Source organism: Micromonospora sp. NPDC051227, from assembly GCF_044455385.1.
Taxonomy (GTDB): domain Bacteria; phylum Actinomycetota; class Actinomycetes; order Mycobacteriales; family Micromonosporaceae; genus Micromonospora.
This window is the reverse complement of the sequence record NZ_JBITET010000022.1, coordinates 33389-58336: the sequence shown is the minus strand read 5'-3', so window position 1 is coordinate 58336 and position 24948 is coordinate 33389. Positions and strand designations below refer to the sequence as shown.

General features: G+C 70.0%; 23 protein-coding genes. 12 read left to right on the top strand and 11 right to left on the bottom strand.

The window, feature by feature from the left end; genetic code table 11:
- Positions 1-7: 7 nt before the first annotated feature.
- Complete coding sequence (gene argS, locus ACIA47_RS31545) at positions 8-1726, bottom strand: arginine--tRNA ligase (protein ID WP_396712016.1); 1719 nt, start codon at positions 1724-1726, stop codon at positions 8-10.
- A 342-nt stretch (positions 1727-2068) separates the two neighbouring features.
- On the opposite strand from argS, the gene ACIA47_RS31540 reads away from it, so the two are divergent.
- The 3 genes from ACIA47_RS31540 (at position 2069) to ACIA47_RS31530 (ending at position 4091) form a co-directional block, all read left to right on the top strand.
- Positions 2069-2824 carry a hypothetical protein gene (locus ACIA47_RS31540; protein WP_396712014.1) on the top strand — a complete coding sequence of 252 codons (756 nt, stop codon included), beginning with the start codon at positions 2069-2071 and terminating at the stop codon, positions 2822-2824.
- A 187-nt stretch (positions 2825-3011) separates the two neighbouring features.
- Positions 3012-3500 carry a nitroreductase/quinone reductase family protein gene (locus ACIA47_RS31535; RefSeq protein ID WP_203118625.1) on the top strand — a complete coding sequence of 163 codons (489 nt, stop codon included), beginning with the start codon at positions 3012-3014 and terminating at the stop codon, positions 3498-3500.
- Positions 3501-3656: 156 nt separating this feature from the next.
- The gene (locus ACIA47_RS31530; RefSeq protein WP_396712011.1) at positions 3657-4091 is read left to right on the top strand and encodes a DUF6223 family protein; all 435 of its coding nucleotides are present in this window, start codon (positions 3657-3659) and stop codon (positions 4089-4091) included.
- A gap of 99 nt (positions 4092-4190) precedes the next feature.
- Here ACIA47_RS31530 and ACIA47_RS31525 read toward each other — a convergent pair whose 3' ends face one another.
- The 4 genes from ACIA47_RS31525 to ACIA47_RS31510 form a co-directional block, all read right to left on the bottom strand.
- Positions 4191-4853 carry a response regulator transcription factor gene (locus tag ACIA47_RS31525; protein ID WP_203118629.1) on the bottom strand — a complete coding sequence of 221 codons (663 nt, stop codon included), beginning with the start codon at positions 4851-4853 and terminating at the stop codon, positions 4191-4193.
- The gene (locus ACIA47_RS31520; protein WP_396712009.1) at positions 4850-5983 is read right to left on the bottom strand and encodes a sensor histidine kinase; all 1134 of its coding nucleotides are present in this window, start codon (positions 5981-5983) and stop codon (positions 4850-4852) included. Before ACIA47_RS31520 ends, ACIA47_RS31525 begins: the two co-directional genes overlap by 4 nt.
- 53 nt (positions 5984-6036) lie before the next feature.
- Positions 6037-7905, bottom strand: coding sequence for an ABC transporter ATP-binding protein (locus ACIA47_RS31515; RefSeq protein ID WP_396712029.1), 1869 nt, complete (start codon positions 7903-7905; stop codon positions 6037-6039).
- Between the two features lie 249 nt (positions 7906-8154).
- Positions 8155-8646: a MarR family winged helix-turn-helix transcriptional regulator gene (locus tag ACIA47_RS31510; protein WP_396712007.1), complete on the bottom strand. Its 492-nt coding sequence runs from the start codon at positions 8644-8646 to the stop codon at positions 8155-8157.
- 109 nt (positions 8647-8755) lie between these two features.
- On the opposite strand from ACIA47_RS31510, the gene ACIA47_RS31505 reads away from it, so the two are divergent.
- From ACIA47_RS31505 to ACIA47_RS31495, 3 genes are read left to right on the top strand one after another with little or no spacing between them, the layout of a single operon-like run.
- Positions 8756-9805, top strand: a complete 1050-nt coding sequence (locus tag ACIA47_RS31505; protein ID WP_396712005.1) for an LLM class flavin-dependent oxidoreductase — start codon at positions 8756-8758, stop codon at positions 9803-9805.
- The gene (locus ACIA47_RS31500; protein WP_396712003.1) at positions 9798-10826 is read left to right on the top strand and encodes an LLM class flavin-dependent oxidoreductase; all 1029 of its coding nucleotides are present in this window, start codon (positions 9798-9800) and stop codon (positions 10824-10826) included. The genes ACIA47_RS31505 and ACIA47_RS31500 overlap by 8 nt, the downstream gene beginning before the upstream one ends.
- 28 nt (positions 10827-10854) lie before the next feature.
- On the top strand, positions 10855-11571 hold the full coding sequence (locus tag ACIA47_RS31495; protein WP_396712001.1) for an NADPH-dependent F420 reductase: 717 nt from the start codon (positions 10855-10857) through the stop codon (positions 11569-11571).
- Here the strand turns inward: ACIA47_RS31495 and ACIA47_RS31490 are convergent.
- Together ACIA47_RS31490 and ACIA47_RS31485 are read right to left on the bottom strand one after the other, a co-directional pair.
- On the bottom strand, positions 11568-12287 hold the full coding sequence (locus tag ACIA47_RS31490; protein ID WP_396711999.1) for a tetratricopeptide repeat protein: 720 nt from the start codon (positions 12285-12287) through the stop codon (positions 11568-11570). The two genes, ACIA47_RS31495 and ACIA47_RS31490, sit on opposite strands and share 4 nt — an antisense overlap.
- Positions 12288-12321: 34 nt before the next feature.
- Complete coding sequence (locus tag ACIA47_RS31485; RefSeq protein ID WP_396711998.1) at positions 12322-13083, bottom strand: GNAT family N-acetyltransferase; 762 nt, start codon at positions 13081-13083, stop codon at positions 12322-12324.
- Positions 13084-13310: 227 nt separating this feature from the next.
- Between ACIA47_RS31485 and ACIA47_RS31480 the strand changes: the two genes are divergently transcribed.
- From ACIA47_RS31480 to ACIA47_RS31460, 5 genes are all read left to right on the top strand, one after another.
- Complete coding sequence (locus ACIA47_RS31480; RefSeq protein WP_396711996.1) at positions 13311-13760, top strand: iron chaperone; 450 nt, start codon at positions 13311-13313, stop codon at positions 13758-13760.
- Between the two features lie 117 nt (positions 13761-13877).
- Positions 13878-14393: a hypothetical protein gene (locus ACIA47_RS31475; RefSeq protein WP_396711994.1), complete on the top strand. Its 516-nt coding sequence runs from the start codon at positions 13878-13880 to the stop codon at positions 14391-14393.
- A 67-nt stretch (positions 14394-14460) separates the two neighbouring features.
- Positions 14461-15273, top strand: a complete 813-nt coding sequence (locus ACIA47_RS31470; protein ID WP_396711992.1) for an inositol monophosphatase family protein — start codon at positions 14461-14463, stop codon at positions 15271-15273.
- Positions 15274-15373: 100 nt separating this feature from the next.
- On the top strand, positions 15374-15778 hold the full coding sequence (gene sodN / locus ACIA47_RS31465; RefSeq protein ID WP_112680117.1) for a superoxide dismutase, Ni: 405 nt from the start codon (positions 15374-15376) through the stop codon (positions 15776-15778).
- Between the two features lie 61 nt (positions 15779-15839).
- A complete protein-coding gene (locus tag ACIA47_RS31460) occupies positions 15840-17150 on the top strand; it encodes a radical SAM protein (RefSeq protein WP_396711990.1) in 1311 nt (436 codons plus the stop codon).
- A 55-nt stretch (positions 17151-17205) separates the two neighbouring features.
- Here the strand turns inward: ACIA47_RS31460 and ACIA47_RS31455 are convergent, their stop codons facing one another.
- Complete coding sequence (locus tag ACIA47_RS31455; protein ID WP_396711988.1) at positions 17206-18753, bottom strand: polysaccharide lyase family 1 protein; 1548 nt, start codon at positions 18751-18753, stop codon at positions 17206-17208.
- A gap of 489 nt (positions 18754-19242) precedes the next feature.
- Here ACIA47_RS31455 and ACIA47_RS31450 point away from each other — a divergent pair, with 489 nt between their 5' ends.
- Entirely contained in the window at positions 19243-20556 is a 1314-nt protein-coding gene (locus ACIA47_RS31450) for a hypothetical protein (RefSeq protein WP_396711986.1), read from the top strand.
- Positions 20557-20617: 61 nt separating this feature from the next.
- Here the strand turns inward: ACIA47_RS31450 and ACIA47_RS31445 are convergent, their stop codons facing one another.
- The 3 genes from ACIA47_RS31445 to ACIA47_RS31435 are packed head-to-tail and all read right to left on the bottom strand — an operon-like array spanning position 20618 to position 24826.
- A complete protein-coding gene (locus ACIA47_RS31445) occupies positions 20618-21685 on the bottom strand; it encodes a hypothetical protein (protein ID WP_396711984.1) in 1068 nt (355 codons plus the stop codon).
- A gap of 60 nt (positions 21686-21745) precedes the next feature.
- The gene (locus tag ACIA47_RS31440) at positions 21746-22378 is read right to left on the bottom strand and encodes a hypothetical protein (RefSeq protein WP_091401069.1); all 633 of its coding nucleotides are present in this window, start codon (positions 22376-22378) and stop codon (positions 21746-21748) included.
- A 27-nt stretch (positions 22379-22405) separates the two neighbouring features.
- Positions 22406-24826 carry a family 43 glycosylhydrolase gene (locus ACIA47_RS31435; RefSeq protein WP_203118662.1) on the bottom strand — a complete coding sequence of 807 codons (2421 nt, stop codon included), beginning with the start codon at positions 24824-24826 and terminating at the stop codon, positions 22406-22408.
- Positions 24827-24948 lie beyond the last annotated feature (122 nt).

The window sequence follows — 24948 nt, the reverse complement described above, 5'->3', positions numbered from 1 at the left end:
GGGCTCGTCACATCCGCTCCAGCGTGCGGATGCCGAGCAGGTGCAGCCCCTGCCGCAGGGTCCGGGCCGTCAGCTCGGCCAGCAGCAGCCGGCTCTCCCGCAGCTCGTCCGTGGCACGCAACACGGGGCAGTGCTCGTAGAACGCGTTGAACGCGGTCGCGAGCCGGTGCAGGTAACCGGCGAGCTGATGAAACTCGAGACTCCGCTCCACCTCGCCGACCACCCCGGCGAAGCCGAGCAGCTCGACCGCGAGCGCCCGCTCCGCCGGCTGCGCGATCACGATGGGCGCGTCCGGCCGCGCGGCCGTTCCGGCCCGCCGCAGCACCGACCGGATCCGGGCGTACGCGTACTGGAGGTAGGGCGCGGTGTTGCCGTCCAGCGCCAGCATCCGCTCCCAGTCCAGGACGTAGTCCTTGGTCCGATCGACGGACAGGTCGGCGTACTTGATCGCGCCGATGCCCACCGCACGACCGATCTCGTCGGCGGTCCCGGCGTCCAGCTCGGGGTTCCTGCTCCGGGCCAGGTCGGTGGCGCGGGCGACCGCCTCCTCCAGCAGCCCGACGAGCTTCACCGACCCACCGGCCCGGCTGCGCAGCATCCGCCCGTCGGCACCGAGGATGGAGCCGAAGCCCAGATGCTCGGCCCGGGCCGGCGGATTGAGCCAACCGGCCTCCTCGGCAACGGCGAACACCATCGCGAAGTGCTGCCGCTGCGGTAGGCCCACGACGTACAGCAGCCGGGTCGCACCCCACTCACCGACGCGCTGCCGCAGCGCGGCGAGGTCGGTGGCCGGGTAGCCGTACCCACCGTCGCTCTTGCGCACGATCAGCGGCAACGGCTCGCCGTCCCGGCCGCTGAACCCGGGCGGAAAGACACAGTCGGCCCCACCACTGGGCACCAGCAGCCCCAGCCGGTCCAGGTCGTCGACGACCCCCGCGAGCAGGTCGTTGTAGGCGCTCTCGCCCTGGAAGTCGCCCTCGGACAAGGTCACGTCGAGCAGGTCGTACACGGTCAGGAAGTACCGCTCCGACTGCGTCACCAGCAGCCGCCACAACCGCCGGGTCCGCTCGTCGCCGCCCTGCAACGCGACCACCCGCAGCCGGGACCGTTCCCGGAACGCCTCGTCGGCGTCGAACTTGATCCGGGCCGCCCGGTAGAAGGTGTCCAGGTCCCCCATCGACAGGTTCTGCGCGGCCTCGGCCTCACCGAGGTCGATCAGGTGCTCGATCAGCATGCCGAACGGTGTCCCCCAGTCACCCAGGTGGTTGGCCCGCACCACCCGGTGCCCGAGCCAGTCCAACAGCCGCACCGCCGCATCGCCGATGACTGTGGAACGGAGATGCCCGACGTGCATCTCCTTCGCCACGTTGGGCGCCGAGTAGTCGACCACCACGGTCTGCGGCGTCGCCGTCGGCGGCACGCCGAGCCGGGCGTCCCCCGCCAGCCCGGCGACCAGGTCGGCTAGGGCCCCGTCGGCAACCGTCAGGTTGAGGAAACCCGGCCCGGAGACCTCCGCCGACACGCCGACGTCGTCGAGCACCGCGTGCGCCAGCACCGCCGCGGCGATGTCCCGCGGCGGGCGGCCGAGCCGCCGGGCCAGGGCCAGCGCCGCGTCGGACTGGAAGTCCGCACGCGGAGACCGCCGCACGAGCGGGTCGACCGGGCCGCCGGCCACCGCCGCGAACGCCGGTGCCAGCCGGTCGGACAACATCTTTTCAAGATCCATGAGTACGCCGATCTCGCTCGGACCCGCGCTGTCACGCGAGCCGTTGACGGGGAGATGGCGGACCGAGGACGACCAGCGAACAAATGGCGGCTCGATCCGCCGGTCGCAGGAAACAGGTCAGCGCGGGCGGGCGACGGATCGCCGGCGTCGCCCCGCACCGACCTGGACGTCACACGACAGTCCGGTGCACTGAGCGATCACGCTGGTCATGCGGGGCAGCCTAGCGGCACGGCGACGCGACGACACAGAAATTCTCGTGGTCCGGCCGATGCCCGAGGCGTCGCGTGGTCGTTTCGGTCGACACCGGGCAGGGAACTGCCTCGGGACAGACGAGGGGTGATGATGAGCCGATACACACCACTGCCGATGGCCCGTACGCGACGCGCGCTCGCGCTGCTCGGCACCGTCGCACTGGCCGCCGCCTGCACCGCCACCGAGGATCCGCCCGGCTCGGCCCCGGCGACCACCGCACCGGCCACCGCGTCGGCGTCAGCGCTTCCGACAGACCCACCATCGCCGAGCACGAGCACCCCGGTGACCATCCCGACCTCCGCCTTCGTCGAGTTGCCCGCCGAGCTGCGGAAGTCTCCTCGACGGACGACTCCCGTCGAGGAGGCCCTGCCGAAGCTGTGCGGCAATGAGTTCGGCACCGGCGGCAGGCAGGTAACCGCGAGCGCCGCGATGACCGTCACCTACCAGAAGGCCGGCGAGCCCTCCAGCAACGTGCCGCAGGGGATGATCCACCAGACCATCTTCACCTTCGACGGCGACGGCGCATCGGGTTACCTGGGCCGGCTCCGCACTGCCGTGCAGGCGTGCCCCTCGTACGACCAGTCCGGAAACCGCGTCACCGTCAAGAGTCAGGCACTGCCCGGGGTCGGCGACGAGGCGCTGCTGCTGACCCGGACCTGGCCCGAGACGAACCTGAACGGCGAACGCACCGGCGACACCGCGTCCAGCCAGATCGCGGTGACCCGTGTCGACAGCGCGGTGACGGTCTTCGACGACCAGGGGTGGGAGGGCACCAGCGGCAACCCCGCCATCCTGGACCGGGTCGTCCGCGACGGCGTACGCGTCATCGACGCCTGGCAGCGGTAACCCGCACGTCCGCCCACCACCGGCGCGGGGCTTCCACCGATCGGTTCGATCCTCGGTCGAATCATGGACACCCGGACGCGAGTCGCGCTCGCGCCGGAAGACTTGAGGCTCTCGGTCCACAGTGGTGGTCGCGACCGCGTGAAGCAGCCACCCGGCCCATCAACGTTGTTCGGTGAAGGAGGTCGTCATGTCGGATGGTCAGGGAACGAAGGCGCCGTGGCTTCCGCCGCGGTGGTTCATCCGGCTGGCCTGGTCGGTGCACCGGGGCCTGTACCGGGTCACCGGCAGCCGGGTCGGGCTGTGGCGACCGCGCGAGCACCGGTGGGGCACGCTGCGGCTGACCACGACCGGACGCCGTACCGGTCAGCAGCGCAACGTCATCATCGCCTACTTTGAGGATGGCCCGAACCTGGTCGGGGTGGCGATGAACGGGTGGGGCGAGGGCGCCCCCGCCTGGTGGCTCAACCTCCAGGCCCGCCCGGACGCGTCAGTCGAACTCGCCGACGGGCGGCGACTGGTCCGCGGCCGTGCCGCCACCGAAGACGAGCGGTCCCGACTGTGGCCACGCTGGCGCGAGGCCGACAGGAACTTCGACGCCCACGCGGCGCGGCGATCGTCGGAAACCACAGTGGTGATGCTGGAGCCCAGATCGGAGAGCGACTCCTTGACATCGTGATGCGCTGCCGGGCCGGAAGACAACTGCTGCGGTACGACGCCCCGAACGCGTACATCCCGGGTGGTAGGCCCATCGGCAACTCCGGCATGACGACTCACCAGCGGTTCGCTTCCTAGGCTGCCACCTGTACCCGTCACGCGACCGAGGGGATCCACGATGTCCGTCCGCCACCTGCTCGCCGCCGCCGTAGCCGCCCCGCTCGCAGGGTTCGAGCTGGCCGCACCGGCAGCCGCGCACGTCTCGGCCCAGCCGACCGCTGCCGATGCTCTGTCCATGAGTTCCGGGCGTCTCGGCGCCAGCGTGGCCGTCCTGCTGGGGCTGGTCGGCACCGTCATCGGAGGACTGGCTCTTGCCCGCCCCGCCAGTCGGCTCGGTACCGGCTCGGGAAGCCTCGGAGCCGTCCTGGCCCTGGCGACAGGGCTGGTCGGCATGGCGCTGGGTGGGCTGGTGGTGGCCACCTCCGACAGTGGCATCGGCACGGGCAACGGGCGAGGCGGGGCCTATGTGGCGCTGGCGGTCGGACTGGCCGGCGTGGTGCTCGGCGGGTTGGCCCTGCTTCGCGCGCGCCGCACCGGCCGCCTGGCGGGCTGACCCTGACCGGTTTCGGCGTGGGATCGGCCTGGCTGATCTCGTTCCATCCGGAGGCTGGCCCGCCGGTGGTCGTTTCGGCCGACGAGCCGATGGTGGTGCTCAGGAGCGAGCGAGCCAACCAGGCACGGTCAGACCGGACTCGTAGGCGAGGATCACCAACTGTGCTCGGTCCCGGGCATGGGCCTTGGTCATGATCCGGCTGACATGTGTCTTGGCGGTCGCCGGGCTCAGCACCAACCGCGCCGCGATCTCGTCGTTGGAGAGGCCGGCGGCGACCAGCGTCAGCACCTCACGCTCCCGCTCGGTGAGCACGCTCAGTCGCGGCCCAGGGTCGGGATGCTTGGCCCGGGCCGCGAACTCGGCGATCAACCGTCGGGTGATCGACGGCGCGATCAGCGCGTCACCCCGGGCCACCACCCGCACTCCGTGGATCAGCTCCGCTGGCTCGGTGTCCTTGACCAGGAAGCCGCTGGCACCGGCACGCAGCGCGGCGTAGACGTAATCGTCCAGGTCGAACGTGGTCAGAATGATGACGCGAGCATCGGAGTTCGCGACGATCTCACCAGTGGCGGCCAGGCCGTCGAGCCCGGGCATCCGGATGTCCATGAGGACGACATCGGGTCGCAGTTGCCGGGCCAGCCGCACCGCCTCGAATCCATCGGCAGCCTCGCCGACCACCTCGAGACCGTCCTCGCCGTCGAGAATGGACCGGAAGCCGGCGCGTACCAGGGTCTGGTCGTCGACGAGAAGCAGCCGGATCACAGCTGCTCCCCCACCGGCGCCGGGTCGGGTCGCATCGGCAGACGGGCACGGACCCGGAAGCCCCCGTCCGGCTGCGCGCCAGTGGTCAACGAACCGCCGAGTGCCCGCGCCCGCTCGCGCATCCCGAGGATCCCGCTGCCCGGTGAACCCGGCTGGCCGGTGCCGTCGTCCTCGACCTCCACGAGCACGTCGTCGTGATCGGGCCGGACCCGGACCACCGCGGTGGTGGCACGCGCGTGACGCGCCACGTTGGTGAGCGCCTCCTGGACGATCCGATACACCGCCAGATCGACCTCCGGCGGTAGCGACCGCGTCTCGGCCAGCTCGGTACGGATCTCCAACTCCGGCCGGGTGGCCGCCCTGATCAGATGGCCGAGGCGGTCCAGACCGGGTGCGGGCACGACCGCCGGAGCCTGCCGCAGTGCACCCAGGGTCGCACGCAACTCACTCAACGTCTCCTTGCTGGTCTGTTTGATCGCGGTGAGGGCCTGCTCGGACCGAACCGGGTCGGGTCGGTGCAACGCGGCGCTGGCCTGCACGTTTATCAACGACAGGTGGTGGCCGAGCACGTCGTGCAGCTCCCGGGCAATGCGCAGCCGCTCCTCGGTGGCCCGTCGCCGGGCCTCCTCCTCCATCCGCTGCTCGGCGACGACCGCTCGGGCCTGTGCCTCGGCGAGGTAGGCACGGCGGTTGCGGGTCACGCCGACGATGACCGCGACGAGCCAACCGGCGTGCAGCAGCGTCGCCCCGTTCATGGTGTTCGGGGACCGGTTGTAGCTGTCCGCTACCGCGAAGGCGATCACCGAGGCGAGACCGAGCCCGATGGCGACCGCGAGATATCCCTCGTCGACGACGGTGTAGAGCGCCACGACGAACACCAACATGATCGGGCCGGGCCGGTGCAGCAACGCACCGTACGCGCCGATGGCAGCCAGCGCCACGACGCCCACCGGCACCGGGTGGCGGCGGCGGACGTACAGCGCGCCGGCGGAGAGCAGCACCACCAGCAGCGCCGCCCATTCGGCGACGGTGTCGATGCCGCGCGACTGGACCACCAGGCCCGTGACGGCGACCAGACCCACGGCGGGCACCAGGGCCACGTCCGCCGTCCGGCCCCGCCACCCTGACATGGGCCGAAGCCTAGCCTCCCGCGATCCAGCGGGAGAAGGTCCGACCGGACGGTTCAGGTGTGCCGGTGGCCCTCGGCCAGGTTCGCGTCGTAGCCGGCGGCCTGGAGGGCGAACAGTTCGGCGTACCGGCCGCCGGTGGCGACGAGGTCGGCGTGTGTGCCGGCCTCGACGAGCCGACCGTGGTGCAGGACGAAGATCCGGTCGGCGTGCCGGACGTTGGCGAGCCGGTGCGTGATGAGGATCGTGGTGGCACGACCTCTCCGGTCCCGGATGGTCTGGAACAGGGCGTCCTCGGCGCGGGGGTCGAGCGCGGAGGACGGCTCATCCATGATCAGCAGTTCGGCGTCGCGCAGGAACCCGCGAGCCGCGGTGATGCGCTGCCACTGCCCACCGGAGAGGTCCTGGCCTCGCGCGAAGGTCCGGTCGAGCAGCGTCTCGTACCCGTGCGGAAGTTCATTGATCATGTCGTGGGCGACGGCGCGGCCGGCGGCGGCCTCGATGCGATCCTGCCGGGCCTCGCTGTCGACGTCGCCGATGGCGATGTTCGTGGCCGCGGTGAACGGCCACTTGTGGTATTCCTGCGTCACCACCGCGATCCGGGCGCGCAGCCTCTCGACGTTCCACTCCGACAACGGGCGCCCGTTCCACTCGATACTGCCCTCGCTGGGGGCGCGAAGACCGGCGATCATCGCGGCGAGGGTCGTCTTGCCCGAGCCGTTCTCCCCGACGAACGCGACAGTCTGCCCGGCGGTGATCGTCAACGTGACGCCGTCGACGGCGGGGTCGTCCCGATCGGGGTAGCGCAGACTCACCTCGTTGACTGTCAACTCCCGCAGCCGATCAGGATCGGCCGCGGCAACGGGTCCGGTGCTGGTCGGCAGGTAGGCGTCGGCGCGAGTCATGAACCCGGTGTAGTCGCCGAAGTGCTGCCCCTCGGTGTAGACGTGGTCGACCTGAAAGGTGGCGATGGCCAGGGACCGCTGCGCGGACTGCACCGCGATGACACAGGTCGCCGCGGCGGCGAGCGGGATCTGCCCGTCGAGGAGCAGCAAGCCGAGCAGGGCGTAGACGGTGCCGGTCGCGAGACCGCCGACGATGGCTCCGACAGTGGTGGTCGTGGTGACCCGCCGGGCGAGGGCGAGCTGGATGTCGGTCTCCACCTGCATCACCCGGTCGTACTGGTCGAGCAGGAACCGGCGCAGCCCGTAGGAGCGCAACTCCGGGGCCGAGGCACGTTCGGCCATCAACTTGTGCAGCAGCCACAGTCGACGTCGACGCACCGATCCGGCGGTGTACGTCTGGTAGCGCAGATGCCCGGCCCGCAGCGACGCCCACGCGGTGGGCACCGTGGCGACCAGCAGCGCCAGCAGGAGCAGCGGATGGATGACGATGACGGCGGCCGCCACGGCGAGCAGCCCGGCCAGCCCGGCGAGCAGGTTCATCGACGCCTGCACCAGCCCGATCGTCGACTCGGTGCCTCGCGAGGCGCGTTCCATGTCATCGGCGAACGCGTCGGCGTCGAACGCCTCCAACCGGACCGCTGTGGACACCTCGAACAGACCCCGCTCCACCTCACGGCTCACCCGAGGCGTCAACCCGTTCTGCGCGTACCCGGTGGCGATGCCCATCCCGGCGCGGAGCGCGACCGTCGCCGCCAGCACGGCCAACGCGGGCAGCGCCGCCCGCACCTTGTCCGCGGTCGGTCCGCCGGCGAACAGTTCCACCAACACCCGCTGCGTGGCCAACAGGCCGAAGGCGGCCATCACCCCCGCGCCGACCGTGGCCGCGGCCACCACACCGGTACGGAGCCGGTCCGCGCGCCAACTGATACCGATGGCTGTCCAGACGAGCCTGGGCAACTCCGCGAAGACGGCGAAGACGCCGGCCTCCGCGCGCGCCCGGACTCCCGTCTCCCACCACATCTCCCGCAGCTCCGGCAGCACCGACTCCGTACGCCCAGGGTGAGGCTTGCCGGGATTGAAGCGGTGGGCCTCTGCGGTGGCGGTCTCGCTCATGGACGTACCTCCGGGCGGCGCAGCCGTCGCCATTCCCTGCCGGGCTGGCGGGGTGGCGGCTTTCTGGAGGATTGGACCACCCGAACATAGCTCTCGGCAATCGCCCAAACACTCCCCGTCATGGACGCGATGTTGCCGGGAAGGCGTCCCAGTGCGTCACTGCGTACGCAGAGCGTCGAGGCGCGCTTTCAGCGCCGTGGCGATCTCGCCCGCCGCGACGATCTGCTCCGGCGTGAGGGCGTCGACGAAGAGCTCCCGGATGGCGCGCAGGTGGGGAAAGGTGGCTCCCCTGAACGCCTCGGCGCCGGCCGTCGTGAGCAGCACCTCCGCCCCGCGGGGAACCGTGGCGCACTCCTGGCGGCGGATCAGGCCGCGCCGCTCCATCCGCCCGAGGTGGTGGGAGAGCCGGCTCCGCTCCCACCCGATGTGGGAGGCGAGTGCGGACGAGCGCATCGCCTGGCCCTCCGCCTCGCTGAGGGCGAGGAGCACGGCGTAGTCCCCGGTCGAGAGCGAGGAGTCGCCCTGTAGTCGGGACTCGAGTCGGGAGCCGAGCGCTGCCGTCGTCTCGATGAAGTCCCGCCAGATTCGCAGCTCCTCGACGGTCGGGAGCTGGCGTCCGCCCCGCCGGCCGGGTGTGGCCTCCGTCATCTCACTCTCCCGGGAATTGACGTGTCAATCGCCAAGTTAGCATCATTGACACGTCAACCGGTAGGTCCTCGTCCGTGGGCCGCCGGCGGATTGCACCGAGGAGGAGACGATGGCAGCTGCAGACTTCGAGCTGGGGCTCAACTCGTTCGGGGAGGTGGCCACCGACGGCGATCGGGTGTTGAGCGACGCCGAGACCGTACGGCTGCTCGTGGACGAGGCACGGCTCGCCGAGTCGGCCGGACTCGACGTGTTCAGCGTCGGTGAGCACTACCGCGAGGGCCACAACGACTCGGCGACCCCCGTGCTGCTGGCGGCGGTCGCTACGGCGACCGAGCGAATTCGCCTCGGCACCTCGGTCACAGTGCTCAGCACCAACGACCCGGTACGGCTCTACCACGAGTTCTCCACCCTCGACGCCGTCTCCGACGGCCGCGCCCAGATCGTCCTCGGCCGCGCGTCGGCGACCGAGTCGTTTCCGCTGTTCGGCTACGACCTGGCCGACTACGAGCGGTTGTTCGAGGAGAAGCTGGACCTCTTCCTGCGGCTTCAGCAGGACGAACCGGTCACCTGGTCCGGCACGGTGCGAACCCCACTGACCGCTCAGCGGCTGCACCCACGCATGCAGCCGGGCGGCATCCCGACCTGGATCGGTGTCGGGGGAAGCCCGAACTCGGTGATCCGCGCCGCCCGGCACGGACGTCCGCTCATGCTCGCGATCATCGGCGGGCGTCCCCAGCGCTTCGCCGGCCACGTCGACCTCTACACCAGGGCGCTCGAACAATTCGGGCATACCCTCCAGCCAATCGGGCAGCACTCACTCGGCCTTGTCGCAGACACCGACGAGGAGGCGGTGGAGACGTGGTGGCGATACTGGCAGCCGGTCGTGGCGGCCCTGGCCGCCGAACGCGGCTTCTACAAACCGGACCGCGCGCGCTACGAGGCCGAAATCGACCAGGGGGCGCTCTTCGTCGGTTCACCGGAGACGGTGGCGCAGAAGATTGCCACTGTCGCTCGCGACCTGCGACTGAGCCGCTTCGACCTGAAGTACGACATCATGCACCTGCCCCGCGAGGCACGCGCGCGCACCATCCAACTGCTGGGCAGTGAGGTCGCGCCGCGGGTCCGGGAGCTGCTGGCTAAGGAGCCCAACAATGTCTGATCTGCTGTTCGGCCTGGACACCTTCGGCGACGTGCCGCAGGACGACGCCGGCAAGCTCGTCACCCACGCGGCGGCGATCCGACAGGTCGTCGACGAGGCCGTGCTCGCCGACCAACTCGGGGTCGACGTCATCGCCCTGGGCGAGCACCACCGGCCGGAGTACTCGGTCTCCACACCGGAGACGGTGCTGGCCGGAATCGCCACCCGCACCTCGCGGATCCGGTTGGCCTCCGGCGTGACAGTGCTGAGCTCGGACGACCCGGTGCGGGTGTTCCAACGCTTTGCCACAGTGGACGCGCTGTCGAACGGCCGAGCCGAGGTCATCCTCGGTCGCGGCTCGTTCACCGAGTCGTTTCCGCTCTTCGGCTACGACCTGCGCGACTACGACACGCTGTTCGAGGAGAAGATCGAACTGTTCGTCAAGTTGCTGGACGAGAAGCCAGTCACCTGGAGCGGCACCCTGCGCGCTCCGCTGGAGAACGCCGACGTGTTCCCGAAGACCGAATCGGGTCACCTGGACACCTGGGTCGGTGTGGGTGGCTCGCCGCAGTCGGTCGTCCGCACCGCCCAGTACGGGCTGCCACTGATGCTCGCCATCATCGGCGGCGCCCCCGAGCGCTTCGCGCCCTACATCGACCTGTACCGCCGGGCGGCCGATCAGCTCGGTACGACCGCGCACCCGGTCGGCATGCACTCGCCGGGCTTCATCGCCGACACCGACGAGCAGGCCAAGGAGATCTACTGGCCGCACTACCGGATCATGCGAGACCGGATCGGCAAACTGCGGGGTTGGCCCCCGATCCGCCGTCAGGAGTTCGACTCCGAGGTGGAGAACGGCTCCCTCTACATCGGTTCACCGGAGACGGTGGCCCGCCGGATGGCCCGTGCGATCCACAGCCTCGGCGTCGGCCGGTTCGACCTCATCTACTCGGCCGGAGCGCAACCGGCCAGCGCCCGGATGCGCGCCGTGGAACTCTACGGCTCGAAGGTGATCCCCATGGTCCGCGAACTGCTGGCCTGATCAGCACTCCCCAAGCGAGAGGACGACCATGTTCGACAACGACCGGAGCCGGCCGGCGACACTCGGCATCCTCGGGGCCGGCAAGGTGGGCACGGTGCTCGCCCGTCTCGCCGTCGCCGCCGGCTACCGGGTACGGGTGGCCGGCTCCGGCGACCCGGCGAAGATCGCCCTCACCGTCGAGGTCCTCGCGCCGGGGGCCGAGGCCACCACGGCTGTCGACGCGGCGGCCGACGCCGACGTCGTCATCCTCGCCCTGCCCCTGGGCAAGTACCGCAGCGTTCCCGCGGAGGCGTTGCGCGGCAAGCTCGTCGTCGATGCGATGAACTACTGGTGGGAGATCGACGGCATCCGCGACGACCTCACCAACCCGCGTACCTCGTCGAGCGAGACCGTCCAGGCGTTCCTGTCCGGCGCACGCGTCGTGAAGGCGTTCAACCACATGGGCTATCACGACCTGGAGGACGAGGCCCGGCCGGCGGGGGCGACCGGCCGTAAGGCCATCGCGATCGCCGGCGACGACCGCGGCGACCTCACCGAGGTCGCAGCCCTGGTGGACGCGCTCGGCTTCGACCCGGTCGTCGCCGGGCCGTTGGCCGAGGGGGTACGACTCGAACCGGGCAGCGAGTTGTTCGGCGCCAACGTGAGCGCCGACGAGGTACGCGCCATGCTCGACCGCTTCGGAGAGTCGGAGCGGGGACGGATCATCACCGCTGCCCGAGCCTCGGCCTCCCCCGAGGCGGCCTAGGCGCCGAACGCCGCCCGCGGTTCGAGGAGTTGGCCCACGGCGTACTGCTCGTCGAAGTCGGTCGTGCCCAGCGCCTCGGTCGCGGCGGCGCGCATCCTGGCGAGGTCCACGGCGTCGTCCGGGTCCGGCACCTGGCCGAGTGCCGCGAACGCAGCATCGGCGACACCGATCATCCTGGCCGCGCGGGAGTGGTCCCCCTCGGCGGTCGCGAGCGCGGCACCGGCGACGCAGACGTACGGCACGAAGTCGGCCCAACAGTTGTGGAACACCCGCTCGCGGTTCTCGGCGAACAGCGTTCGGGCCACGTCCAGGTTGCCCAGCCCCAACTCGCAGAACGCGAGGTTGTGGAATTCGGAGTTGACCGTCTTGGGTTGGCCGAGCGCCTCGTTGAGCGCGATGCTCTCCCGGTACAGGTCCCGAGCGCGGAGCAGGTCACCGGACATCCTCGCCACGCCGGCCAGCACGTGCCTCGGTCGTTCCTCCAGGGCCCGGTCGCCGGAGCGCAACGCCACCGCGAGAGCCTCCCGGGCCCGTGCCTCTCCCCCCGCCAGGTCACCGCCGCGAATGGCGACCCGGGCGAGGCTGTACCGGGCCTCCACCTCGCCCGCCAGATCACCGGCCGCCTGGGCCCGCTCGATTTCGGCCTCGCTCATCCGCACCACGGCGTCGGTCTCGCCACGCCGGAAGGCTGAGCGGACGTTCTCGCTGAAGGTCACAGGTCTTCCTCTTCCTTCTGGCCGGTCTCGCCCGTCAGGCCGCCTGGAACACGGTCCAGGTCTCCACGAGCGCGAAGCCCATCGCCTCGTAGAGCGGTCGACCCATCGGGCTGGCGTGCAGGTACGCGGCGTCCGCGCCGGCGGCGACGCCGTCGCGCAGCGCCGCCTCGGTGAGCGCCCGGCCCAGGCCCCGACCCCGGGCGGACGGTACGACGGCGATGTTGAACACCCCGATCACACCGGATGTGTGCATTCCGAGCCCGGTGCCGACAGGGCTGCCGGACTCCTCAGCCAGATACCCGATGATGGCGTCGCTATCGAGCACCGCGCCGCCCATCAGCGGGCCGAAGGCGCCGTCGGGCGCCTCGAAGCTCCGGGTGAGGGCATCGGTGTACCTGTCGCTCTCGGCGGCTCCGACCCGGCGGACCAGCGCCTGCTGGGTCGAGCCGGCCCGGAACACGATCTCGTCGGTGGCGCAGGCCATCAGGGGGAGGTCGCTGCGTCCGCGCAGTCCGTGCCGGGCCGCTAGTTCGGCGACCTCGTCGCTCGCCGCACCGCGAATGATGATCGACCAGTGCGGTGTCTGCCGGCTGACCTCGGTCGCCAACTCGTCGATGGCCGCGAGATCCGGCTCGGTGGTCGTCTCGAGGACCCCGTTGAGCGTCGGAACGCTGGCGTGGGTAAGCCCCGCGCGAGCGGTGCCCCGCTCGGCGTACCAGCCCTTTGGCGTCACCTGGCAGAGGAGTTGGATCGCGTCGAAGTACGCCGTCGCCATCTGGTCGGCGGTGGTGCTCATGTCTGGTTCCCCCCGGAACGCTCGCTCGCCCTCGCCCAGCAACTTAGCCACCGGGCGGGTTGGTGAGCACCTTCGAGAGGCCGAGGTCACCCCGCAGCGCCACTTCACCGGCAGGAGGGCGCTCGTCGAACGATCAGGAATCGAGAAGCTCGCGAGCGCCGCCCGGCCTAGCCTTTCCCCAGGCAGTCGGCAGCGCGCCGGGCCTGACGACGAGAGGGAGCCCGACAATGACCGCGAAGACCACCACGACCGGTTCCGACGGCTTCAGCGCGGAGGAGCGGGCCGCGATGAAGGAGCGCGCCGACGAGCTGCGCGCCGAGGGCAAGAAGGGCGCCAAGAAGGCGGACGGGCTGCAAGCGGTCCTCGACCGGATCGCGCAGATGGAGCCGGAGGACCGCGCGCTCGCCGAGCGGGTGCACGTGACGGTGACCGCCGCCGCCCCGGGCCTGACGCCGAAGACCTGGTACGGGATGCCCGCCTACGCGAACGAAGACGGCAAGATCATCGTCTTCTTCCAGGACTCTGGCAAGTTCAACTACCGGTACTCGACAGTGGGCTTCCAGGACCCGGCCAACCTCGACGACGGGGACCTCTGGCCGGTGGCGTACGCGTTGCAGCAGTGGAGCCCGGCCGTGGAGAAGAAGATCACCGAACTGGTGCAGACGGCGGTCTCCTGACTGACGCCCGCCCCCTCGTCGGCTCGCTCACGGTGCGATGATCGAGAACCGGAGCCGACGGAGACAGGTGGTGCGGACGATGCGGTACGGGCCGCCGGTGGTACGACGAGTCCCCCGATGACCGGCCGGGCCGGTGAGGTGTTCGACACCGGTCGGACGGTGTCCGACATCGAGTCGTTGCTCGCCGCGGACCTGCCCATGGCCGGCGTGGCGGTCAGCGAGGGGGACCCGGTCACCGGTGAGTGGACGGGCACCCACGGCGAGGGCTTTCGGATCGTTCCGCTCTGGGAGAGCGAAGCCCTGACGGGTGTGTACGGTCCCGAATGGAACGAGGCCGAGGATGCCGCCGAGGCGAACCTTGCCCTGGTCGTAGCGGAGTTGGACCGGAGGTGGGGCGCGCACCGCAAGGTCTCCATGCGGGTGCCGCTGTTTCGGGATCAGGCCGGTGAACCCATGCCGGCGCTGTTCCAGTCGCTCTGCGACCTGGACTGTTACGGCGACCTGGCGGTCTGGGGGCCGACGGTGACCGAGGGTCGGTGGATCGCGGTCTCGGTCAACCAGTGTGACGGCGACGCTCCGATGATCATGACAGCGGTTGTCAGTCAACCACCGATCATCGAACTGTCGGACTGACCCGCTCGGCGCCCACGCCCCGGTACGGGCCGTCATCGACGTCGCACACAGCTCCTATGGTTCGTGCATGTCGATCACAGACCATGCGCTGGTTGTCGAGGCGGCGGAAGCTGGAGGCGCAGTTGTCCGCTCCCGGTACGGCTCAGCACTGACGCGCGTCATGAAGACCGGCGGTGACTTCGCCACCGCCGCCGACGTCGAGGCCGAGCAGGCCATCCTCGACATCCTGCGCGCGGCGCGTCCGGACGACGCCGTGGTGGCCGAGGAGAGCGGACGCACGGGCACGGGCGACAACGGACGCACCTGGCTGGTCGACCCGCTGTGCGGCACGTTGAACTTTGCCGCGCGGACGATGCTGGTCTCGGTCAACGTCGCCCTGCGCACCGGGCCGGACGTCACCGTGGCGGCCTCGGCGGACCCGTTCGCCGATGAGGTGTTCTGGACCGACGGCACCGCCGCGTACGTCCGGGGTGCGGGGACGGACGAGCGACTGTTCCCGTCGGCCGAGTCGACGCTGGTCGACCTCAACCTCGACCCGCCCTTCCCCAACCGGGACGTCTTCCTGGCCGCCCGCATGCTCGCCGACGAGGGCTTCCTCGAACAGTTCCGGCCCCGGGTGGTCTCCACCAGCCTCGCCGTGGCCTGGGTGGCCGCCGGTCGCCGCGCCGCCTATGTGACGGACCGCCACGACCTGCGCAACAGCGTCCACTTCGCGGCCGGAGTCGCGCTCTGCCAGGCGGCCGGCTGCGTGGTCACCGGGCTCGACGGCCAGCCGCTGCACGCTGGTGGGGACGGTCTCGTCGCGGCAGCGGACGAGCGGACGCACGCCGCCCTGCTGACGCTCATCCGGAAACAGGGCTCGCGATCGACCCGGCCTTGACATGAAGTGCGGTTGAGGTTCTAGCGTCCGTAGATGATCACGTCAGGGCCGCCGCGCCCGGACGTACGTCAGCTGAACGACCACCGTCGAAGGGATTCCGATGTTCCTGTCCCGCCTTCTCCGCCCGCGTACCGTCGCGAGCGCGCACTGCGATCTCCCCTGCGGCGTCTACGACCCCGCGCAGGCCCGCATCGAGGCCGAGTCGATCAAGGCGATCTCCGAGAAGTACCAGGCCAGCGACGACCCTGAGTTTCGCACCCGCGCGCTGCTCATCAAGGAGCAGCGGGCCGAGCTGGTGAAGCACCACCTCTGGGTCCTGTGGACCGACTACTTCAAGCAGCCACACTTCGAGAAGTACCCCCAGCTGCACGGCCTCTTCAACGAGGCGACCAAGCTGGCAGGTGCCGGCGGCGCGAAGGGCGCCGCGGACCCGGCGGTCGCCGAGCAGCTCCTCGGCAAGATCGAGGAGATCTCGAAGATCTTCTGGGAGACCAAGCAGAGCTGATCAGCCGGCACCGGGTGGCACCGGCCACCCGGTTCGGCGTACCGCGTTCGGGAGGAACCGCATGACGTCGCGCACCGACCTCGTCGAAGAGTTGATGGGCCGTTTCCCACACGTGCCGCGGGAGGCAGTCCTCAAGGAGGACCTGCTGCGGGGCGGGCTCGCCTTCGACGACGCGGCACTGACCGACAACGAGCACGGCGACGTCAAGCCGAAGTCCTACTTCATCTTCTCCTTCGATCACCGGACGCTGCCGGAGTTGGGGACGGCGGCGCTGCGCCGGCCACCGGAGGAGATCGTGTTCACCGGGGGTCCGTACGAGCTGCGTCGTACCGTCGTTTCGGTCCGCACCAACCCCAGCTCGCCGTACCGCGTCGGCACCGACGGCGACGGTCGACTGCGCCTGTTCCTGGACGGGCGGCCAATCGCCGATGTCGGGCTGCCCCCCATGCCGGCGTATTACCGCCACACCCTCGCCAACGGCAAGTCGGTGATGGAGGTCGCCCCGACGATCCAGTGGGGCTACCTCATCTACCTCACCGCGTTCCGGGTCTGCCAGTACTTCGGCGCCAAGGAGGAGTGCCAGTACTGCGACATCAACCACAACTGGCGACAGCACAAGCAGGCCGGCCGGCCCTACACCGGGGTCAAGCCCGTCGACGAGGTCCTCGAGGCCCTGGAGATCATCAACCGGCACGACGTCGACCGCGCGTCGCAGGCGTACACACTGACCGGTGGCAGCATCACCTCGCAGGTCAACGGGCTGGCCGAGGCCGATTTCTACGGCCAGTACGCGCAGGCGATCGAGGAGCGGTTTCCCGGACGGTGGATCGGCAAGGTCGTTGCCCAGGCGCTGCCCCGAGCCGATGTGCAGCGGTTCCACGACTACGGAATCCGCATCTACCACCCCAACTACGAGGTGTGGGACAAGCGGCTGTTCGAGTTGTACTGCCCGGGCAAGGAGCGGTACGTCGGCCGGGAGGAGTGGCACCGGCGCATCCTCGACTCCGCCGAGGTTTTCGGCCCGCGCAACGTGATCCCGAACTTCGTGGCGGGCGTCGAGATGGCCGCCCCGCACGGCTTCACGAGCGTCGACGAGGCGATCGCCTCCACCACCGAGGGGCTTGACTACTTCATGTCCCGGGGAATCACGCCCCGGTTCACCACCTGGTGCCCGGAGCCCACCACACCGCTGGGCCGGACGAACCCGCAGGGCGCGCCGCTCGAATACCACGTCCGCCTGCTGGAGGCCTACCGAGCGACCATGGACGCCCACGGCCTGTCCAGCCCGCCCGGGTACGGCCCCGCCGGGCCCGGGCGGGCGGTCTTCTCGGTCAGCTCCTTCATGGACACGCTGCCGTCCACGAACTCCTGACGGACGCGCACGGGCGGGAGCGGCCTGGCCTGCCCGCTCCCGCCCGTGCTCAGCGCTAGCTGGCGTACGTCTCGAACTCACCGACCCGTGGCGTACCGCTGGAGCCGATGATCTTGAAGTTGATCTTGCTCATCGCGGTGGCCGAGAAGGTGGTCGAACCGGCCCCGCTACCGGAGGCCAGGACGGCTCCGTTGTCGTTGTTGATCAGTTGCCAGGACCCGATGGAGCCCTGGGTGCCGGACGGCTCGCGGATCACCACCCGGGACACCTGGGTCGCGGAGCCCCACTTGATCGAGATCGTGCCGGTCGACCCGGCCGGCGACCAGTAGGTGCTCAGGTTGCCGTCGCGCACGTTGCCGTAGCTGGTCCCGCTGGCCTTGCTGGAGCCGTCGGCGCCGGCGCCCAGGCTGAGGTTGGTCCCCCCGGCGGGCGGAGGCGTGGTGGGCGGAGGCGTGGTCGGCGGCGGGGTGGTGGGCGGCGGAGTCTGCGGCGAGCAACTGCCGTTGGACACCTTCAGGCCCGTGTTGGCGCCGACCGTCTGACGGATGATGTCCGGCACGCAACTCGCCCCGTCGAGGCTGTACGGGTACGGGATGCTGACCGTGGTGTTGGAGGTCGGGTTGGGGCCGGCGGGGTAGTTCTCGCTGCCGGCGCTGGACCAGGTCACGCTGTCGAAGACGTTGCCGGCGACCTGCCAGTAGCCGCGCTCGTTGGTGTAGAAGGTGCCCAGGACGTCCTTGGAGTCGCGGAAGTAGTTGTTCTCCACTTTGGCCCTGGCCCCTGCCCGGGAGTTGATCCCGGATTCATGCAGGCTCACGTAGTGGTTGTTGTAGATGTGGGCGACCCCGCCGCGCAGCAACGGAGTGCGGGAGTCGATGTTCTCGTAGAGGTTGTGGTGGTACGTGATGAAGCCGTTCGACAGGTCGCTCTCGCTGGACCCGACGAGACCGCCGCGACCGGAGTTGCGCAGGATGCTGTAGGACAGCGTCACGTACTGGGTGTTGTCCTTCATGTCGAAGAGGCCGTCGTACCCCTCGGACTCCCCGCCCGAGGCTTCCAGGGTGACGTGATCGACCCAGACGTTGCGGACCGTGCTCTCCATGCCGATGGCGTCCCCACCGTTGGAGGTGGGCGAGCCCGACTTCTTGACGTTCCGCACCGTCACGTTCTGAATGATGATGTTGCTGGAGTCGCGGATGTGGATACCGAGCTGGTCGAAGACGGCGCCGCTACCGACCCCGATGATGGTGACGTTGCTGATCTGCTTGAGCTCGATCACGCCCGCTGCGGTGTTGCAGCTCGACCCGGACACCTTGCTGGTGTTGCCGTGGTTGATGGTCCCGGTCACCTCGATGGTGATCGGGGTGCTGCTGCTGGTCCGACCGCACAGTGCCGCGTGGATCGCCGTGCCCGTGCTGGCCCGCACCGTCTGCCCACCCGCGCCGCCGGTGGTCCCGCCGTTCTGGGTGGCGTAGCCGGTGGCGTTACCGACCGCCGCCGATGCCTGCGGGGTCGGCAGCACCACCCCGGCAGCGATCACCACGGCCGCCGCAGCCGCTGCGGCCAATGCCGCTTGACGTCGCAACACGACTGGTCGTCTCATGTCGCCTCACCTTCGCATTCGTCTCGTTCCAGGCTTCGCCCCGACGGACATCGCGATCGGACCTGCCGACGAACATCAATCGAAATTGACGACAGTCAATCGGGAGGATTTCATCGAGGCCTCTCGCGCCCTGGTAGAAGCGGGGATGTGTCGTGCGAACTGGGTGTGCCCGGTACCACCGCTCGCCCGACCGTTAACTGAAACATCGATGCAACGCAATCGTAGGAAAGCGGTTTCCCTGAAGGCAATAGCTGACGCTTGCAGGTTTGTTGCAGTGCTCGCGGGAGGGGTCGAGCGCGCGGGCCAGCGCGGTCCGGGCCGTCGGTGGCACCGGTTCCCGGCTTGTTGCGCGCTCGGTATTGACACCGCTGGGCCCGCCATCGATGCTCTGCTAAATCAGTTTAGCGCCCGGCTCGCTCTGACCCGTCCCACTCCTGGTCCCCGGGCGGGATCGCTGACTGAGCGCACCACCCCCGAGAAAGGACCCGCATGAGACTCCGAAACGGACTGATCCCGCTCGCTGCCACCCTCGTCCTGGCCGGTGCCTCCGGCACGGCGTACGGCAGCGCGAACGGCAACCGGGGCGCCACGGACGGAATCCGCAGCATCACCCCGATCACCACCGTCTACACGTACGGCCAGAAGGTCTCGGCGGTGGCGATCGAGTACGGGGCCACGGTCAACCCCCGCACCCTCGACACCGCCACGTTCTCGGTGACCGACACCATCTACAACTTCCGCTTCAACCCCATCGAGGACCTGCCGAAGCTCGCCGACCGGACCGTCACCCACACCTACACCAACGGGACGCCGGGCACCCGCGCCGACCACCGATCGGCGCCGGGCAGGTACGTCATCGTCGAACTCGACCCCGCCGACACCGGCGGCTCGACCGTCATCGTCTCCAAGTGCCCGACCTTCCTCTGCACCGTGAAGGTCAATCCCGAGCTGCCGACCCGGGTCGTGCAGCGTAAAGACGTGCACGGCCAGCCCGGCCGCGGGGCCGGCAAGGGGCCGGTGCTCGCCCGGGCCACCCCGCGCGAGTTCCGACCGGTCACCGAGAAGCCGGTCAACCAACTGGTCGACGAGTTCACCTACGGCTCGTTCCTGAGTGGCGGAATGGTGCTGCCGTACCACTACCACCTGCCGAGGAACTACCAGCCGGGCCGCAAGTACCCACTGATGGTCGTCCTGCCCGGTCATGGCATGGGCTGGGACGGTGACAACCTCGGCGTCCAACTCGCCGCCGACATCCCGGCGACCGCGTGGCTCCAACCGCGGTGGACCGGCACCGCCGAGGACGTCATCGTCCTGGCGCCCCAGCACCAGCGGGTCGGTGGGGTCGCCGAGGCGGACCTGCTGGTCAAGCTGCTCGACCAGTTCGTCGGCCAGTTCGCGGTGGACACCCGTCGGGTGTACGCGACCACGGTGTCGTACGGCTCCCAGCTGCTCTGGGAGGCGTTCGCCAAGCGTCCGGACCTGTTCGCCGGCGGGCTGGTGACCGGTGGTTTCCCGGTCAACGCCACCCAGGCGACCGCCATCGCGGCGGCCGAGGTGCCGGTGTGGATCACCCACGGCGAGCACGACCACCTGCTCAACGTCTCGGGCGCGCGGAACTCCACGGCGGTGCTGCGGCAGGCGTACGCCGCCCGGGGCAAGACGCCGGAGCAGGCCGCCGACCTGGTGCGCTACACCGAGTACGCCGACGCCGCCTTCTCGGTGCCGGACTACCACGCGGCGTTCGGACCGACCTACGAGGACGCCAGCATCCTGCGCTGGCTGCTGGGCCAGTCCAAGCCCTGAGACCGCGAACCGGGCGACGCCTCACCGCGATCCAGCAGCGCGATTCCCTCGCGCCGACGGGTTACCGGCGGACGTCGCCCGGGTCGGACTCGGCAGCAGCGGGCGAGCCCCCGACGAGCACTGACTCCTGACCCTCCTGCCTCGCGCGGGCCAGCAGCCCGGCCAGCCGACGCCGCCGGTACCGGGCCGCCGCCCGCAGCCCCAGGAGCAGGCCGGCGAGCACACCCAAGAGTGCGAGCTGCGCCCACGGTACGACCCAGGTGGTGACGGTGGCCGAGGCCGGTCGGAGGTCGGCCCCGGCCTGGCCGTCGCCGAGCAGCGTCGGCGAGGTGCTGACGGTCGTGCGGAGACGCCCCAGGGCCCAGACGCCGTCGGCCCGCGACTCCACCGTCCGAGCGCCGCCGGGCAGCAACTCCCCGACGGCACTGGTGGCGTCGTGGCTGCTCCGGTCGAGCAGGTCGGACATGGCCACCCGACTCGTTCCGCCGACCCAGACGTTGCCGTCGTTCTCGACGGTGTAGCGGACCCGCACCGTGCCACCGGCAAAGGGGTTCCACGACGGGGAGTACGTCGCGCCGAGGCCCCGGACGGCCAGGGCGGCCTGCGCGGAGCCGTTCACCCGCAGCATCACCCGGAAGCCGACACGGCTCTCGACGTTGACCGTGCCGCCGGTGCTGGTGACGGTCGCGGCGATGCCGGCCGGGTGGTCACCCGGCGTGGCACCCTGGGGCGCCGTGATCGTGAACGGCACCACCCGTGTCTCGTTGGGGCCGACGGTGACCTTCTCCTGCACGTCGATCCAGGTGCCGCCGTCGACCGAAGGACGGTCCGACGACAGCATGTTGAAGCGGCCCTTGTCGGTGAGGTAGCCGTCGGCGGCCTTCAGGGAGAAGGCGACGGCGGTGCGGCTGAAGTTCCGTACCGCCAGGTGCTCGGTCACCGCCTGCCCCGGGTCGAGGCTGGCGTTGATCCATCGGCGTTGGTCCGGCCCGGTCGCGGTGGCCGGTTGGACCGTCCAGGTCAGGGCCTTCGGGTCCGGTTCCGCCGCCGCCGCGGTCGGCGCGGCCGCAACCGCGAGGGACGCGACGGCGAGGACGACGAGCGCCCGGCGCAGCGGGGTGACGGTCATGAATCGGCCCTTCGGCACGGGGGCTGGGCGGGGGCCCGGTCCGGGCCCCCGCCCAGGCCACTACTCGAACAGTGAGAGCGTGAGCGTGGAGCTGTACGCGCCGGCGGCGACCTCCGCGGGGGTCCGCAGGTACAGGTCGGCGTTGACCGAGTACGAGTCGCTGGCGACGGCCTCGGAGTCGAAGGCCGAGACCAACAACTCCTGGTCGACGAGGCCGACATTGTTGCCCGGCTGGGTCGGCTCGTCCAGGCTGGTCACCACTTCCTCGCCCTCGGTGACCAGGCCGGTCTCCCCGCCGTCGAGCAGGCGTGGCTTCCAGCCGAAGTGGTCGGCGGTGATCGGCGCCTGGCCGGCGGCGCCGGCGAAGTCGGTCGCGCTGCCGAGCACCGCCCAGTTGGCGCCGTCGGGCACCTCGTCGGCGACGCGGGTGTCGGTGACCGTCACCGTCGGCAGCGTGCCGACGAACTGGCGTACCAGCAGCGTCGAGCCGTCCTCGGACAGCGCGACGGCGTCGCCGGCGATCGACAGGGCGAGCACGCCCGGTTCCCTGATCTCGTCGATGTCGACAGTGACCCGCACGCTGGCGTCGTCACCGGGCTCGGCCAGTGCGGGCGACGGCAGCACCGCCGCTCCGGTCAGCACGGCGCCGACGACGCCGGCCGCGAGTGTCTGCCGCCGTTTGTATGTGTTCATGTGATCTCCGTTCTCCGCCATGAGGGGTTATCCGCCGCAGGTGCCGGCGGGGTGTTGCACGGTGCGGACGGTCGTCACGTCGTGTCCGCCGATCGCCCCGGTCACCCGGGCCGTCGCCGAACCCGCCGGCACCGACTCGGCGCGGGTGTTGAAGGACTGGTAGGCGTTCCCGCCTGGCGCGACGGCCGTGAACGATCGCTCGCCGTACGGCGTCTCCAGGGTGATGCCCACCGGCGCGTCGTGGTCGTTGCGCGCCTGCACCGCCACGTACGCCTTGCCGCCCACGCACCGCGTGGACGCGGTGAGCGTGACGGGCAGGTCGAGGCTGGCCGCCGCGAAGGCCCAGCTGTCGATCTCGAAGAGGTCGACGCCGGCCGGGCCGGTATAGGTGAAGTAGATGTCGTGCACGCCGCTGACGCCGTCAAGTTCGGCGGTCACCTCGGCCCACTGTCCGACCGGGGTGTCCACCGCGACCGTGCCGACGACGGGACCGTTGACGTCGTCCAACCGGACCTGGATCTGCCCGCCGACGGCGAGCGCACGCACCCGTGCCGTCAGGCTCTGCGCACCGTTGTCCCCGAAGTTCACCGAGGACAGCGCCGTCCAGTCCCCGTTGTCGATGTCGCGGACCACGAGGTTGGGTGCCGCGCCACCGAACTGGGCGGAGCTGCCGTCGACCTTCGTGGTCGCGACGCCCTTGCTCCAGCCGAAGGTCTCGGCCTCGAAGACGCGGTACGGGTCGAAGTCACGGACCTGGTCCACGCCGGCGTAGGTGCCGACGACCTGCTGGATGGTGCCGTCCGGGTTGAAGGTCAGTTCCTGGATGTGCGGGCTGCGGTACCCCTGGGTGGTGTTGCCGTTGATGCGCTTGTTCAGCGTCGGGGCGTGGTACGTGAAGTAGTACTTGCCCCCGAACTCGAACACCGACTGGTGGTTGTTGCCACCGGTGCCGGCCCCGAAGAACTGCGACTGGTTCGGGAAGAGCACCCCGGCGTAGGTCTCCTTCGGCCACGACATCGGCCCGTCGGAGATCATGTAGCCGATCTGGCCACCCCCGGGGTAACCGGGCAGCGGCTGCTGGTTGCCACCGAAGTCGTTCCCGCCGAAGTGCGAGGAGTACGAGAAGTAGTACTTACCCTGGCGCTTGAAGACGTGGCCCGCCTCGAAGGCCACCGGGGCGTCGACCACCGCGGCCGTTCCCTCGGTGGAGACCATGTCGTCGCCGAGTTCGATCGACCGGATGTTCTTCGGGTTGTTGAAGCGCTCGGCCGGCGGCATGCTCGTCGACGCGGGACCGCCGCCGAAGTAGAGGTACGGCTGGCCGTCGTCGTCGACGAACGGGGCCGGGTCGAACTTCCACGCGACGGCCTCGGCGCCGGGGGTACGGCCGTCGATCAGCGTGCTCGTGCGCTCGCTGGTCCACGGGCCGAGCGGCGACGCACCCGTGATCACATTGCTGGAGCCCCCGCCGTTGGCGTAGTAGAGAAAGAACTTCTCCACCCCGTTCACCACCTTCCTGGTGATGCCCGGAGCCCACGAGTTGGCGGTGAACGGGGCCACCCCGTTGGGGCCGGCGACCTGGATCTCACCGTGGTCCGTCCAGTTCACGAGGTCCTCCGAGGAGATCACCGTGATCTGGTTGATGTCGCCGTAGTTGATCCCCGGCGAGACGCCCGTGGTGGGGTTCGGGGCGTAGCCCTGGGTGTCGTTGGTCATGTACATGTACACCCGGCCGTCGTGCACGAGGCCGAAGCCGTCAGCGCCGAACTTGTGCCCGATCAACGGGTTGTGCTCCCCGGGCAGCTTGCCGACGACCTCGATGGTCTTCGACGCCGGCGCGGGCGGCGCGGCGCCGACCACGGACACGTCGTCGAGCTTGAAGTCCATCAGGTGCAGGGCCGGGTCGGTGGACGGTGTGCTCGTCCAGGGGGTCTCGAAGAACAGGCGCGCCGTCGACACGCTCTGCGTCGTCGGGATCGTGAATGTTCCGTTGAACTGCGCCCACTGGCCCTTCGTCGCCGTCACGCTGACGAGGTTGGTGTAGGTGCCACCCCCGTAGTGCATGGTGGCAAAGAACTGCTTCGTCGCCGGTCCGCTCTCGTTCTCGTACTTGATGCGGGCCGTGAGCGTGTAGGCCTGGCCGGCCTGCACCTTGCCGCTGAGGTCCTGCATCGGGCCGGACCCGGTGGTCGTCCGGCTGGTGACGAGCGCCGCGTTCGCCCCGGAGTGGGCGTCCGACGTGGCCGACAACTGGGCGCCGTCGGACGCGTTTCCGTTGTTGACGAACCAGTTGGCCAGGCCGTCCTCGAACCCGCCGTTGACGACGAGGTTCGTGTCGGCGGCCTGGACCGGCGCCGCCGGGGCGACGAACCCCGTGGCCAGCATCAGGCCGACTGTCGCGAGCGCTGCGACCCGTCCTCGGGTCGCCCGTCGCATTCGTTGTTCCACGAGACATCCTCCTTCATCTCTGACGTGCGGTCATCGGTGTACGGGGGATCGGTGGGTGCGCTTCCGTGGTGGTCCGGACATCAGGGGTCGACTGCCGCCACCGGTCCGACCGTGGCCGGCGG